Below are 12,424 nucleotides of genomic sequence, written 5' to 3' on the forward strand. Positions count from 1 at the left end.
TCCATGGCCGCGTTCCGCATCTTCGGGATCTCGCTGTTCGTCACCGCCGCGGCCCTCGCGATCGGATATCTGCACGGCGGGCCCAACGCCCTGTTTCTGCTGCTGGTGCTGGCCGTTCTCGAGATATCCCTGTCGTTCGACAACGCGATCATCAACGCCGCGATCCTCAAGCGGATGAGCCCGCTTTGGCGGCAGATGTTCCTGACGCTGGGCATCCTCATCGCCGTCTTCGGCATGCGGTTGTTTTTTCCGCTGCTCATTGTCTGGGCCACCGCGGGCCTCGAACCGGTCCGAGCGTTCGAGTTGGCGCTCAACCCGCCGCCGCATGGCGCGCTGGAATTCCCGGACGGCTCGCCCAGCTACGAGAAGCTGATCGCCGCCGCCCACCCACGGATCGCGGCGTTCGGCGGAACCTTCCTGTTGATGCTGTTTCTGGATTTCGTGTTTCACGACCGAGACATCAAGTGGCTCAAGTGGATTGAGATTCCCTTCGCCCGCATCGGACGGCTCGGTCAGGTGTCGGTGGTGGTGGCCGGCGTCGCGCTGGTCCTGGTGTCGACGGAGCTGACGCACTCCGACGACGAGCGTGCGACGGTGCTGACCTCCGGGGTGCTGGGACTGATCTCGTATCTGGTCGTCAACGGTTTGAGCCGGGCGTTTCGGCCCCAGGACCTCGACACGGTGGCCGACGGCAAGGCGGCCGGCAGCGCGGTCGGCAAGGCCGGGCTGACGCTGTTCATCTACCTTGAGGTGCTCGACGCCGCCTTCTCCTTCGACGGGGTCACCGGCGCCTTCGCGATCACCTCCGACCCGATCGTCATCGCGCTGGGTCTCGGGCTGGTGGGCTCGATGTTCGTCCGGTCGATCACCATCTACCTGGTCCAGCAGGACGCGCTGGACCGCTTCGTGTACTTGGAGCACGGCGCGCACTGGGCGATCGGCGCGCTGTCCGTGATCATGCTGGTCTCCATCGAGCCGCGGTGGCAGGTGCCTGAGGCGGTCACCGCCTCGGTCGGCGTGGTCTTCATCGGGGCGGCCCTGGGCTGGAGCGTGTTGCGCAATCGGCGCAAGGCCGCAGCGTCGTCGGGCTAAGCCTCGATCTGGCCCGCGATCCGCGATTCGATCGCGGCCCGCGCCGGCGCCGGCAGCACGATGAGCCCGTCGAGCTCCTTGCTGGCCCGCAGGTAGGCGTTCTGTCGTTCCTCGCGCGTGGCCGCCTCGTCCTGCGCCAGGTGCAGCAGGTGCTGCGCGCGCGCCAGCCGCTGCTGGTCGTCCTCGGAGAAGTCGCTGCGGCGGCGGCGAATCGCCTCAGCCTCGGCGATCTCGAACGCGCTGATGTACTCGTGGACGGCGTCGCGGTACTCCACCTGGGCGGCGCGATCACCGGCGAGGGTCTCCACGTCCGCTTCCCGTTCCGGGCGCAGCAGGTCCGCGCGCCGCTTCGCCTTGTGAAACGCGATGGTCAGCGGGGCGCGCATGTCCGTCATCATCGGGAAGTCCAGCAACTTGGCGAGGTCGAGTTCGTAATCGAACCACCGCGCGTCGGTACGGTCATGCGCCGCAATAATTTTGGTGAGCTCCCGGCGCGAGCCTTCCCTGTTGTCCCGGTTGCGCCCGGCCGCCTCGGCCGCCGCGATCTTGGCCTGCTGCTTGAGCCGGTAGCGCTCCAGCCGCCGGTCGGCCCGACGCTCGTTGGCGGCGACCACCGCCCGCACACCGGCGCCGATCGAGCCGCCCAGCGGGAAGATCAGCCACCAGAAGTTGGAGGCGAAATGCCACATCGGGGTCACATCGCCAGGATGCCACCGGGTGGCGCGCAGCGGTTACGCCCAGAGCGTTAGCCGCGTCGGTGCGGTTGTGCCTTGAAACGCTCGATCGAACGCTGCACTTCGGCCTCGGCTTCGGCGCGGTCAACCCAGTCTGCGGTCTTCACGTACTTGCCCGGCTCCAGGGCCTTGTATTGGGAGAAGAAGTGCTTGATGACGTCGAGCTCGAAGGGCGGCACATCCCCGATGTCCTGGATCTGATCCCACCGGCTGTCGCCGGCCGGCACACACAACACCTTGTCGTCGCCGCCGGCCTCGTCGACCATCCGGAACATTGCCACCGGGCGCGCCTCCACGATCACGCCGGGGAACACGGATTGCGGCAGCAGCACCAGCGCGTCCAGCGGGTCGCCGTCCTCGCCGAGGGTGTCCTCGATGAAGCCGTAGTCGGTGGGGTAGGCCATCGAGGTGTAGAGGTAGCGGTCCAGCCGCACCCGGCCCGTCTCGTGGTCGACCTCGTACTTGTTGCGTTGACCTTTCGGGATTTCGATCGTGACGTCGAATTGCACCGCGCGGGCTCCTTCACGAGGGGTGGACCTGGGTCGGTCGGTTGGGTCGGGCATCACCCTAGTCGAGGGCATCGCGGCCGATTCGGCAGAATGGGTTCAAACAGTCAGGAGAGTGATGGGTCCTACTCGCTGGCGGAAATCCACCCAGGTGTTCATCGGATTGGCCGTGCTGGCGTTCGTCGCCGCGGTGGTGGCTGCGGCAACGTTTTTCACCATGGGGGGTCACGGCGCCGGCGCCGCGCATGTGCCGGTGCCGCCGCCGCGCCCGCCGACGGTCAAGCCGGGCATGGTCCCGGTCGCCGACACCGCCGAGACGCCCACCCCCGCCGGGGTGACCGCCGCGCTGGCGCCGACGGCCGCCGATCCCAACCTGGGCCGGCTGGGTGGCCGGATCACCGACGCCATCACCGGCAAGGAACTCTGGCGGGTGGCCGACGACCTGCCGCTGGTGCCGGCGTCGACCAACAAGGTCCTGACCGCGGCGGCGGCATTGCTGACGCTGGACCGTCAGGCCCGGATCAGCACCCGGGTGGTCGCGGGCAGCCAGAACGCCCAGGGGCCCGTCGTGCTGGTCGGCGCGGGTGATCCGGTGCTGTCGGCCGCGCCGCCGGGTGTGGACACCTGGTACCGCGGTGCGGCGCGCATCAGCGACCTCGCCGAGCAGGTGCGCCGCAGCGGGGTCACCCCGACCGCGGTGCAGGTGGACATCTCCGCGTTCAGCGGTCCGACGATGGCGCAGGGCTGGGACCCGGCCGACGTCGACAACGGCGACATCGCGCCGATCGAGTCGGTGATGATCGACGCCGGCCGCATCCAGCCGACCACGGTCAACTCGCGGCGGTCGAAAACGCCGGCGCTGGACGCCGGCCGGGAGCTGGCCAAGGCCCTCGGCCTGGACCCGGGCGCGGTGACGATCGCCACAGCGCCCTCCGGCGCGCGGCAGCTGGCCGTCGTGCAGTCCGCGCCGCTGGTCCAGCGGCTGTCCGAGATGATGGACCACTCCGACAACGTGCTGGCCGAGTGCATCGCCCGCGAGGTCGCCGCCGCGATCAACCGGCCGCAGAGCTTCGCCGGGGCCGTCGACGCGGTGACCAACCGGTTGAGCACCGCGCACGTCGACACCGCCGGAGCCAGGCTGGTCGATTCCAGCGGGCTTTCGGTCGACGACCGGCTGACCGCCAAGACGCTCGACGGAGTGGTGCAGGCGGCTGCGGGCCCGGACCAGCCGGCGCTGCGGGCGCTGCTGGACCTGCTGCCGATCGCCGGCGGCAGCGGGACGCTGGGCGACCGGTTCCTCGACGCCGCCACCGACCGCGGTCCCGCAGGCTGGCTGCGCGCCAAAACGGGCTCGTTGACCGCGGTCAATTCGCTGGTCGGCGTGTTGACCGACCACAGCGGGAGGGTGCTCACGTTCGCGTTCCTGTCCAACGACGCGGGCCCGAACGGCCGCAATGCGATGGACGCCCTGGCCACCAAGCTGTGGTTCTGCGGGTGCGCATGACCGCCTCGTCCGGCCTGACCCTCGGGACCGCCGTCGACTGGCAGTTCGCGGCGACGGTCGGCCAGCGCCTGGCCCGGCCCGGCCCGGCGGCCAGTGACTACACCCGCCGCCAGGTGATCGACGAGCTGACCAGCGCGGCCGCCAAAGCCGAACCGCCCGTGCGCGAAGTCACCGGCCTGATCACCGACGGCTTTAACAAGGGAGACGTGCCGCCGGCCCGAATCGTCGACCGCCTGCAGTGGATCGGCGCGGCCGCCGAGTCGATGCGAGTGATGACCAACGGAACCGACAAGCCGCGCGGGTTTTTCACCGGCCGCATCACCGGCGCGCAGACGGGCGCCGTGCTGGCGTTCGTGTCGTCGGGGATCCTCGGCCAGTACGACCCGTTCGCGGCCGCGAAACAGGGCAGCCTGCTGCTGGTCTATCCCAACGTCATCGCCGTCGAGCGCCAGCTTCGCGTCGATCCGTCCGACTTCCGGCTCTGGGTCTGCCTGCACGAGGTGACCCACCGGGTCCAGTTCACCGCCAACCCGTGGTTGTCCGACTACATGTCCACGGCGCTGGGACTGCTGACGCAGGACGCGGGCGAGGACATGCGGGAGGTGGCGACCCGGCTGGCCGAATTCGTCCGCAACCGCGGCAACGGTGCGGACGGGTCTGCGGCGTCGGACGGCACCTCCTCGGGGATCCTCGGCCTGGTGCGCGCCGTGCAGTCCGAGCCGCAACGCGAGGCCCTGGATCAGCTGCTGGTGCTCGGGACGCTGCTGGAGGGCCACGCCGATCACGTGATGGATGCCGTCGGGCCGGTCGTGGTGCCGTCGGTGGCCACCATCCGCCGCCGATTCGACGAGCGCCGCCACCGCAAGCAGCCGCCGCTGCAGCGGCTGCTGCGCGCGCTCCTCGGGCTCGACGCGAAGCTCAGCCAGTACACCCGCGGCAAGGCGTTCGTCGACCACGTCGTGGGCAAGGTCGGGATGCAGCGGTTCAACACCATCTGGTCGGGCCCCGAAACGCTGCCGCTGCCCGCCGAAATCGAAGACCCCCAGCGATGGATCGACAGGGTGCTGTAGGGCAGCTGCGCACGGCTGTCGAGGCTTTCGCCAACACCTATCTCGCCACCTGCAAGCGGTGGCGCGTGGCGCTGTCCGGCGGTCCCGACTCGCTGGCGCTCACCGCGGTCGCCGCCCCGCTCCACCCCACCACCGCCGTGATCGTCGACCACGGCCTGCAACGCGGGTCGGCCGCCGTCGCCGAGACCGCGCGGCAGCAGGCGCTCGCGCTGGGATGTGTTGACGCCCAAGTGCTTTGCGTGGAGGTGGGCAAGGACGGCGGCCCGGAGGCGGCAGCCCGCGCGGCCCGCTATGCCGCACTGAGCGCCACCGGCGACGGCCCGGTGCTGTTGGCGCACACGCTCGACGATCAGGCGGAGACGGTGCTGCTGGGTCTGGGCCGCGGCTCCGGGGGCCGCTCGATCGCCGGCATGCGGCCGCACGATCCGCCGTGGTGCCGGCCGCTGCTGGGGGTGCGGCGATCCGCGACCCACGCCGCGTGCGCGGAACTGGGGTTGACCGCCTGGCAGGATCCGCACAACACCGACCGCCGCTTCACCCGGACCCGGCTGCGCCTCGAGGTGCTGCCCCTGCTGGAGGACGTGCTGGGCGGCGGCGTGGCCGAGGCGTTGGCGCGCACCGCGACCGCGTTGCGCGAGGACACCGAGCTGATCGATGCGCTGGCCGCGCAGGCGCTGCCCGGGGTGCGGGCGGGGGCGGGCCTTCAGGCCGGGGAGCTGGCCGCGCTGCCGGACCCGGTTCGACGGCGGGTGATCCGCGGCTGGCTGCTGTCCGGGGGCGCGACCGGCTTGACCGACAAGCAGATTCGCGGCGTCGACACGCTCGTCACGGCGTGGCGCGGGCAGGGCGGGGTCGCGGTGGGCTCCGCGCTGCGCGGCGAGCGATTGATCGCCGGGCGGCGCGACGGCGTGCTGACGATGTGGCGCGAGCCTGTGTAAACGGGGGCGGTCATTGGTTATTCGGCCGTTGGCGTGGCACTCTGTGGGCGTGGCCCAGATCTCCCCGGCTGTCACCCCCGCGCAGCCTGTGGAGCTGTACCCGGGGGATATCAAGTCGGTGCTGCTCACCGCGGAGCAGATTCAGGCGCGCATCGCCGAACTCGGCGAGGAGATCGGCAACCACTACCGCGAGCTTGCCGCCCAGACCGGCGAGGATCTGTTGCTGATCACCGTGCTCAAGGGCGCGGTGATTTTCGTCACCGACCTGGCCCGCGCCATCCCGGTGCCCACCCAGTTCGAATTCATGGCCGTCAGCTCCTACGGCTCCTCGACGTCCTCGTCGGGCGTGGTGCGCATCATGAAGGACCTGGACCGCGACATTCACGATCGCGACGTGCTGATCGTCGAGGACGTCGTCGACTCGGGGCTGACCCTGTCGTGGTTGCTGCGCAACCTCAAGAGCCGGCATCCGCGTTCGTTGCGGGTGTGCACCCTGCTGCGCAAGCCAGACGCGATGCGCGCCAAAGTCGAGATCGCTTACGTGGGCTTCGACATTCCCAACGACTTCGTGGTCGGCTACGGCCTGGATTACGACGAGCGCTACCGGGACCTGTCCTACATCGGCACCCTGGATCCCCGGGTCTACGAGCAGTAGTTAGCGGTTGGTCGGCGTGTCCGATAAGTATTCCGGACAGCGAGATCGACGCTGGCGTGCAAGTCACTCGAACTTTTCCGCGCCACCGTCGATCTCGACGAAAGACCCTTAGTCCAGCTCCCACACCGCGGTCACCGAGAAACTCACGGTCTGCTGGCCGGGTTCGAGCGGGACCGCGGCCGTGCTCCGGGGCGGCGCCGGTGGCCCACCTGGCATGGGCTGGCTGCCGGACACCTCCGAAATCGACAGCACCCGGCCCAGCCGAAGGCCGGACAGCTGGGCGTATTGGTCGGCGCGGGCCTTGGCGTCGTCGAATGCCCGCGCACGGGCGTCCTTGACCAGCTGCGAGTCGTCGGCGATGGAGTAGCTGACCGAGCTGATCCGGGTGGCGTCGCCGCCGGTGGTGACGATGAGGGCCAGCATCCGCGACGCGGCGTCGGTCGGGTGGATCTTGACCCGGATCGCGTTGGTCGCGCGGTAGCCGGTGATCGTCGCGGTGCCGCTGCCGTATTGGGGTTCCAGGGTGACCGCGGTGGTGCTGATGTCCTTGCGGTCCAGGCCCGCGCCGACGAGCGCGTTGATCACCGCCTGCTGACGATCGTTGGTCTGGTTCATCGCGGCGGTGACGTCGGGTGCGGTGAATTCGATGCCGGCATCGGCGGTCAACGTGTCCGGGACGCCCTGGACCTGTCCCGAGCCGACGACGGTCACCTGACGCGGGTTAGCCCCGGGCGCCGGTGCGGCAGTGTGCTTGTCGCACGCCGACAATGCGGCGACGGTCAAGCCGGCGGCGGCCAAAGCGATCGATTTGCGGACCATGTGTGGACCCTACGCCCGGCCGCGCATTTATCGTCGGCAAAGCCTACCGCGTGTCGTGGCAATCCGACCGAAGTTCATGTCGAACTCTAATCATATTGGTTTGCAACGTCTTTCATTCAGTCTCCATAAGTCGCAGCACACTGGCGCAGTTAAGTGAACAGTTCCCTACCCGCCAATGAATACGGTCCAGGGGGGTTGCGGTGACCGGCTGGGTCGGGCCTAACCTCTGAGCTGCTTCGGTGCCGCCCTCGGTGACCGAAATCCTTTGATCGAATTAAGTTTTGGGAGGACACATGTCGATCGTGATCACGCAGCCCGCCACGCTCGCGGCCGCCGCGGACGAAATGCATGCGCTGAATGCGTTGGTGCGGGCGGGAAATGCCGCCGCTGCCGCCCCGACGACCGGGGTCGTCCCCGCCGCGGCGGACCTGGTGTCGATGCTGACCGCGGCGCAGTTCGCTTCGCATGCAAGGATTTTCCAAGAGGTCAGTGCTCAAGCCGCCGCAATGCGGGAGCTGCTGGCGACCACGCTCGGCGTCAGCGCCGGCTCGTACGAGGCCACCGAAGCCGCCAACACCAACGCGGTCGGCTAGGCGAGAGGCAGCCATGCTGGATTTCGCGCAGCTACCGCCGGAGATCAACTCCGCGCTGATGTACTCGGGTCCCGGCTCGACGCCCATGCTCAATGCCGCGACCGCCTGGGAAGCGCTGGCCACCGAGCTGCACACGATGGCGTCGGGCTACCGGTCGCTGATCACGGGCCTGACCGATGGGCCATGGCAGGGGCCGGCTGCGGCGGCGATGGCGACCGCGGCCGGTTCCCAGGTCGGATGGCTGAGCGGCACCGCCGCGCAGGCCGAGGAGGCCGCGACCCAAGCCGCGGCCGCGGCCGGTGCGTATGAGGCGGCGTTTGCGGCCACCGTGCCACCGCCGGTGATCGCGGCCAACCGCGCGCTGTTGGTGTCCTTGTTGGCGACGAACTTCTTGGGTCAGAACACCGCGGCGATCGCGGCCACCGAGGCGCAGTACGCCGAGATGTGGGCACAGGACGCGGCCGCGATGTATGGCTACGCCGGTTCGTCGGCGGCGGCCTCGGCGTTGACGCCGTTCGGCCCGGCGGCCCCCGCCACCGATCCGTCGGGCCTGGGCGCGCAGGCCGCCGCGGTCGCCCAAGCCGCCGCGGCGGCCACCGGCGGGCAGGGCATCTACGGGATTCCCAACGTGCTGCTGGGTCTGGCCGGTCTGACGAATTCGCCGCCCTGGCTGGTCAACCCCGCCGCCGCGCTCGGCCTGACCGGGCACGCCTGGAACAGCAACGGCGACGGCATCATCGTGGCCGGAGCGCTGGGGGACCTGGTCGAGGGCCTGACCGGTTCGGCAACCGTCGATGCCAGCTCGGGCTTCGACGCCTTCATCCGATTGATCTCTCCCACAAGGCTTTTCACCACGGCATTCAAGGACATCCAGGGCCTGGCTCAGGCGGCGATGCCGCAGGCCGCCAAGGCCGCCGAGGGCGCCGCCAAGGCCGTCGAGTCGGTGCCACGCGCCGTTTCCGGCGCCGTGGGCGGCACCGCCGGAACCATCGGCAGGGCGACTGCGGTTGGGGGACTGTCGGTCCCGGCGTCCTGGGCCGGTGTGACTCCCCCGGCCAGCCCGGCCGTCGTCACGCTCAACGGCCTCGGGGCCGCCGCTGCCGCCGAGCCCGCCACCAGCGCCCTTGGCGGTGTGCCGCTGATGGGTAGTGGGGGCGGCCGCGGCGTCGCCCACTTCGCCGCTCCCCGGTACGGATTCAAACCGACGGTGGTGCCTGCACCGTCGGTCGGGGGATGACGCCGGAGCGGAGTATCAGCCGTCGAGGTGCGTCGGTGGGTCGGCGAAGCCGAAACCCCCGGGATTCTGACCGGGTCCCATCAGATCGCAGCGCCTTTCGGGCACCAGGAAGGAACTGGCGCCGCTGGGTATCAGATGGGTGAAGGTGACACAACGTTGCCAGGTGCCGTCGGGCTGGATGGGGTCGTCGCACTTGCTGATGACGGGTCCCCCGTACACGCAGCCGGCGCCGGCCGGCGGCGCCGACCCGATCAGCCCCCCGGCCATCAGCACCACGGCCAGGCCGCCGACGATGCAGTGCTTCATGGTTCCCTCCCGTCACATCACGCCGGGTGCTCGGCATGCCAGTAACTCGACAGCCCAACCAGTGACAATGACGCTACCGCTTAGCTAGTCGCGCGGCGGCTCCGCCGGTGGATTCGGGACCTGCAGCACGCGCTGACGGGTGGTGACCTGGAACGGGTCCAGGGACCTCGACTCGTCCAGGGCCCCGCGCACGTCGTCGAGCGTGATGAGGCCGAGTTCGACCTGCAGCCACGTGGCGCTCAGCCCGAAGGCATGTGCCGCGCGCCGGGCCTCCTCGGCGTCCGGAAAGTCGTCGGCGTTCGCCCGCCCGACGCCGCCGTACCACCGGCCCTTCGTGACGCCACAGGCGTCGCGCAACTGCTCGATGGTGATGTCGCGATTCAGCGTCGCCTCGAGCAGGCGCTTCAACCCCCATCCGGCGGCGTTGGTTCTCGGCATGCCTCCCAGAGTAACCGGATGCCAAAACACGGTCAAAGCGTCCTGAACTGCGAGTTATTGACTTGTTTCAAGAATTATCCGCATAAGACTAGACAGCGATTCATAATTTATGACACAGTGTCCCCACAACGTCAGCCAGTGCCGGACTTCGGCACCGCGGTTCGCATCAGGAGGAACACCACATGTCGTTTGTCGTCACCGTGCCGGAGCTGCTGGAAGCGGCGGCCGGCCGGCTGCACGTTATCGGCTCCGCCGTCAGCGCGGCCAACGTGGCCGCCGCATTCCCGATCACGGGCGTCATCCCGGCCGCGGCCGACGAGGTCTCGGCGGCGACGGCGGCGGCCTTCTCCGGTTACGGCCAGCTCTACCAGACGATCAGCGCCGAGGCGGCCTTGATCCACGAAGAGTTCGTCCACGCGCTGGGCCTCGCCGCCAACTCGTATGCCGCCACCGAGGCGGCGAACGCCGGGCAGGCCGGAGGTGTCCGGGTGGCGCACGTCGCGCCCCCGCGCATGGCGCCGACCGCGCCCGCCCGCATGACGCACGTCGCGCCCCCTCGGCCCGCCCCCACGCCGCCGGCCACCCCGGTCTATGGCGCGGCACCCGCGGGTCGGGCGTCGTATGGCGGCGGTTACGGCGGTTACGCCGGCGGCTACGGCGGCGCTCACCAAGCTATGCATGGTGGCGGTTACGCCCGCGGCAACTACGGCGGCGGTCGCGTGGATCCCTATGCGCGCTTCAGCTACGGCGCCCATGCGGCGCCCGCTGCGCCGGCCCACCCCGCTCCCGCCCATCCAGCGCCCGCCGCGCCCGTCCGCCCGGCACCGACTCAGCATGCTCCCGCCACGCCCCTCAGCCCGGCGACCGCGCCGGCGATGCCCGCTCAACCGGTGACCGTTCAGCCCACTCCGAATTACCCGGGGACCGTTCACCCCGAGCACTACGTGCCCGCGCACCCGTCACCCGCCGGCCCCACCCAGGCCCTGGCGCGCGCCTAGCAACAACCACTCAAAGAAGGGATTTACCAATGGACTTCGCCGCGTTGCCTCCAGAGATCAACTCCGCGCTGATGTATGCGGGCCCCGGCTCTGCGCCGATGCTGGCCGCGTCGGCGGCCTGGGACGGGTTGGCCGCCGAGTTGCGTTTGGCCGCAACAAGTTACGGGTCGGTGATCTTGGAGCTTGCTGACGCCGGTTGGCAGGGCCCGTCATCGGTCGCGATGGCCGGCGCGGCCGCGCCATATGTGGCGTGGATGCACAGCACCGCCGCGCAGGCCGAGCAGGCCGGGATGCAGGCAGCCGCCGCGGCCGCCGCGCACGAAGCGGCCTTTGCCGCCACCGTCCCGCCGCCGCTGATCGCCGCCAACCGCGCCACGCTGATGACCCTGGTTGCGACCAACTTCATGGGCATCCACACCCCGGCGATCGCCGCCACCGAGGCGCAGTACGCCGAGATGTGGGCCCAAGACGCCGCGGCGATGTACGCCTACGCCGCGTCGTCGACGACGGCGTCCGCGCTGGCCCCGATGGCGACGGCACCGGTCACCACGAACCTGGTGGGCCTGGCCGGCCGCGCCATCGGAACGGCCGTCAGCAATCTGGAGGGTGCCGCGCAGGGCCTGGCCAGCCAAGCGCTCATGGGGCTGTCGGCGATTCCGTCGGAACTCAACGCGGCCGGACCATCGCTGATAAGTGGCTTGCAGTCCGGCATAGGCGAATTCGCGCAGCTGCTCAGCGCGCCGCTCGGCCAGGGCGCGGGCACGCCGGGAGCGACGACGCCGAACCCGGGCGTTATGGCGCCGACGGTCGCGCCCGCCCCGACCGTGCGGCCGGCGTTCATGCCCGCGACGCCCGCCGTGCCGACGATGCGCGTGATGCCGGAGATGCAGGTTCCCGCCCACCTGGCGCCGGCGGCGGCGATGGGCCAGGCCAGTTCGGTCGGCGGTCTGTCGGTGCCCTCGGGCTGGACGCCGGCGTCGGCTCCGGCCGCCGAGGCGCCGGCCGTGTCACCGATAGCGGGCGCCCCCGCGGCGTCGCCGATGATGGCCCGCGGCCTTCCCGCCACCACGGTCGCCGGCATGGAGATGCGTGCATCCGGTGCCGCCGAAATGCCACGCGTCAGCGTGCTCCCTCGCGTGGTCGGATGACCGAAGGGAGGGGGCGGTTCCACAGTTCACCGATAACCAATTTGCAGACATCACAACTCTTTCCGAAGGAGACATGACATGACCACACGATTCATGACCGATCCGCACGCAATGCGGGACATGGCTGGCCGCTTCGAGGTCCACGCCCAGACCGTCGAGGACGAGGCCCGCAAGATGTGGGCGTCCTCGCAGAACATCTCCGGCGTGGGCTGGAGCGGCCAGGCGCAGGCGACCTCGCTGGACACCATGGGCCAGATGAATCAGGCCTTCCGCAACATCGTCACCATGCTGCACGGGGTGCGCGACGGCCTGGTCCGCGACGCCAACAACTACGAGCAGCAAGAACAGGCATCCCAGCAGGCGCTGGGCAGCTAGCCAACCGATCA

At 69.9% G+C, this 12,424-nt stretch carries 15 protein-coding genes; 10 read left to right on the forward strand and 5 right to left on the reverse strand.

What is annotated here, in order from left to right:
- Positions 1–3 precede the first annotated feature (3 nt).
- Entirely contained in the window at positions 4–1,092 is a 1,089-nt protein-coding gene (locus tag AWB92_RS27890; protein WP_085191466.1) for a DUF475 domain-containing protein, read from the forward strand.
- Here AWB92_RS27890 and AWB92_RS27895 read toward each other — a convergent pair.
- On the reverse strand, positions 1,089–1,781 hold the full coding sequence (locus tag AWB92_RS27895) for a hypothetical protein (protein ID WP_085191468.1): 693 nt from the start codon (positions 1,779–1,781) through the stop codon (positions 1,089–1,091). The two genes, AWB92_RS27890 and AWB92_RS27895, sit on opposite strands and share 4 nt — an antisense overlap.
- A gap of 56 nt (positions 1,782–1,837) precedes the next feature.
- Positions 1,838–2,335, reverse strand: coding sequence for an inorganic diphosphatase (locus AWB92_RS27900; protein ID WP_068108544.1), 498 nt, complete (start codon positions 2,333–2,335; stop codon positions 1,838–1,840).
- Between the two features lie 115 nt (positions 2,336–2,450).
- On the opposite strand from AWB92_RS27900, the gene dacB reads away from it, so the two are divergent.
- Genes dacB through hpt form a run of 4 tightly spaced genes read left to right on the forward strand, consistent with a single transcriptional unit; the run spans position 2,451 to position 6,499 of the window.
- Positions 2,451–3,836 carry a D-alanyl-D-alanine carboxypeptidase/D-alanyl-D-alanine-endopeptidase gene (gene dacB / locus AWB92_RS27905; protein ID WP_142282355.1) on the forward strand — a complete coding sequence of 462 codons (1,386 nt, stop codon included), beginning with the start codon at positions 2,451–2,453 and terminating at the stop codon, positions 3,834–3,836.
- Entirely contained in the window at positions 3,833–4,906 is a 1,074-nt protein-coding gene (locus tag AWB92_RS27910) for a zinc-dependent metalloprotease (RefSeq protein ID WP_085191676.1), read from the forward strand. The genes dacB and AWB92_RS27910 overlap by 4 nt, the downstream gene beginning before the upstream one ends.
- Entirely contained in the window at positions 4,885–5,844 is a 960-nt protein-coding gene (tilS, locus tag AWB92_RS27915; protein WP_085191472.1) for a tRNA lysidine(34) synthetase TilS, read from the forward strand. The genes AWB92_RS27910 and tilS overlap by 22 nt, the downstream gene beginning before the upstream one ends.
- 43 nt (positions 5,845–5,887) lie before the next feature.
- Positions 5,888–6,499, forward strand: a complete 612-nt coding sequence (gene hpt, locus AWB92_RS27920; RefSeq protein ID WP_068189422.1) for a hypoxanthine phosphoribosyltransferase — start codon at positions 5,888–5,890, stop codon at positions 6,497–6,499.
- A 108-nt stretch (positions 6,500–6,607) separates the two neighbouring features.
- Here hpt and AWB92_RS27925 read toward each other — a convergent pair whose 3' ends face one another.
- Positions 6,608–7,318: an SIMPL domain-containing protein gene (locus AWB92_RS27925; RefSeq protein WP_085191474.1), complete on the reverse strand. Its 711-nt coding sequence runs from the start codon at positions 7,316–7,318 to the stop codon at positions 6,608–6,610.
- Positions 7,319–7,611: 293 nt separating this feature from the next.
- On the opposite strand from AWB92_RS27925, the gene AWB92_RS27930 reads away from it, so the two are divergent.
- Entirely contained in the window at positions 7,612–7,911 is a 300-nt protein-coding gene (locus tag AWB92_RS27930) for a PE family protein (RefSeq protein ID WP_085191476.1), read from the forward strand.
- Positions 7,912–7,924: 13 nt separating this feature from the next.
- Positions 7,925–9,148, forward strand: a complete 1,224-nt coding sequence (locus tag AWB92_RS27935) for a PPE family protein (RefSeq protein ID WP_085191478.1) — start codon at positions 7,925–7,927, stop codon at positions 9,146–9,148.
- A 15-nt stretch (positions 9,149–9,163) separates the two neighbouring features.
- Here AWB92_RS27935 and AWB92_RS27940 read toward each other — a convergent pair whose 3' ends face one another.
- Both AWB92_RS27940 and AWB92_RS27945 read right to left on the reverse strand, forming a co-directional pair.
- Entirely contained in the window at positions 9,164–9,454 is a 291-nt protein-coding gene (locus AWB92_RS27940) for a hypothetical protein (protein ID WP_085191480.1), read from the reverse strand.
- Positions 9,455–9,538: 84 nt separating this feature from the next.
- Complete coding sequence (locus AWB92_RS27945) at positions 9,539–9,892, reverse strand: hypothetical protein (protein ID WP_085191482.1); 354 nt, start codon at positions 9,890–9,892, stop codon at positions 9,539–9,541.
- A 182-nt stretch (positions 9,893–10,074) separates the two neighbouring features.
- Here AWB92_RS27945 and AWB92_RS31255 point away from each other — a divergent pair, with 182 nt between their 5' ends.
- The 3 genes from AWB92_RS31255 to AWB92_RS27960 all read left to right on the forward strand — a co-directional run bounded on the left by AWB92_RS31255 (position 10,075) and on the right by AWB92_RS27960 (position 12,413).
- Positions 10,075–10,890, forward strand: coding sequence for a PE family protein (locus AWB92_RS31255; RefSeq protein WP_085191485.1), 816 nt, complete (start codon positions 10,075–10,077; stop codon positions 10,888–10,890).
- Positions 10,891–10,919: 29 nt separating this feature from the next.
- The gene (locus AWB92_RS27955) at positions 10,920–12,038 is read left to right on the forward strand and encodes a PPE family protein (protein WP_085191487.1); all 1,119 of its coding nucleotides are present in this window, start codon (positions 10,920–10,922) and stop codon (positions 12,036–12,038) included.
- Between the two features lie 78 nt (positions 12,039–12,116).
- Positions 12,117–12,413, forward strand: a complete 297-nt coding sequence (locus AWB92_RS27960) for a WXG100 family type VII secretion target (protein ID WP_085191489.1) — start codon at positions 12,117–12,119, stop codon at positions 12,411–12,413.
- The last annotated feature ends 11 nt before the right edge of the window (positions 12,414–12,424 follow it).

It is taken from the genome of Mycobacterium sp. IEC1808 (assembly GCF_002101935.1).
GTDB lineage: Bacteria > Actinomycetota > Actinomycetes > Mycobacteriales > Mycobacteriaceae > Mycobacterium.

What these genes read in the sequence shown, in the direction of transcription:
- AWB92_RS27890 (WP_085191466.1), top strand. Translation starts at nt 4, where the DNA reads ATGGCCGCGTTCCGCATCTTCGGGATCTCGCTGTTCGTCACCGCCGCG.
- AWB92_RS27895 (WP_085191468.1), bottom strand. Translation starts at nt 1,781, where the DNA reads ATGTGGCATTTCGCCTCCAACTTCTGGTGGCTGATCTTCCCGCTGGGC.
- dacB (WP_142282355.1), top strand. Translation starts at nt 2,451, where the DNA reads ATGGGTCCTACTCGCTGGCGGAAATCCACCCAGGTGTTCATCGGATTG.
- AWB92_RS27910 (WP_085191676.1), top strand. Translation starts at nt 3,833, where the DNA reads ATGACCGCCTCGTCCGGCCTGACCCTCGGGACCGCCGTCGACTGGCAG.
- tilS (WP_085191472.1), top strand. Translation starts at nt 4,885, where the DNA reads ATGGATCGACAGGGTGCTGTAGGGCAGCTGCGCACGGCTGTCGAGGCT.
- AWB92_RS27925 (WP_085191474.1), bottom strand. Translation starts at nt 7,318, where the DNA reads ATGGTCCGCAAATCGATCGCTTTGGCCGCCGCCGGCTTGACCGTCGCC.
- AWB92_RS27930 (WP_085191476.1), top strand. Translation starts at nt 7,612, where the DNA reads ATGTCGATCGTGATCACGCAGCCCGCCACGCTCGCGGCCGCCGCGGAC.
- AWB92_RS27935 (WP_085191478.1), top strand. Translation starts at nt 7,925, where the DNA reads ATGCTGGATTTCGCGCAGCTACCGCCGGAGATCAACTCCGCGCTGATG.
- AWB92_RS27940 (WP_085191480.1), bottom strand. Translation starts at nt 9,454, where the DNA reads ATGAAGCACTGCATCGTCGGCGGCCTGGCCGTGGTGCTGATGGCCGGG.
- AWB92_RS27945 (WP_085191482.1), bottom strand. Translation starts at nt 9,892, where the DNA reads ATGCCGAGAACCAACGCCGCCGGATGGGGGTTGAAGCGCCTGCTCGAG.
- AWB92_RS31255 (WP_085191485.1), top strand. Translation starts at nt 10,075, where the DNA reads ATGTCGTTTGTCGTCACCGTGCCGGAGCTGCTGGAAGCGGCGGCCGGC.
- AWB92_RS27955 (WP_085191487.1), top strand. Translation starts at nt 10,920, where the DNA reads ATGGACTTCGCCGCGTTGCCTCCAGAGATCAACTCCGCGCTGATGTAT.
- AWB92_RS27960 (WP_085191489.1), top strand. Translation starts at nt 12,117, where the DNA reads ATGACCACACGATTCATGACCGATCCGCACGCAATGCGGGACATGGCT.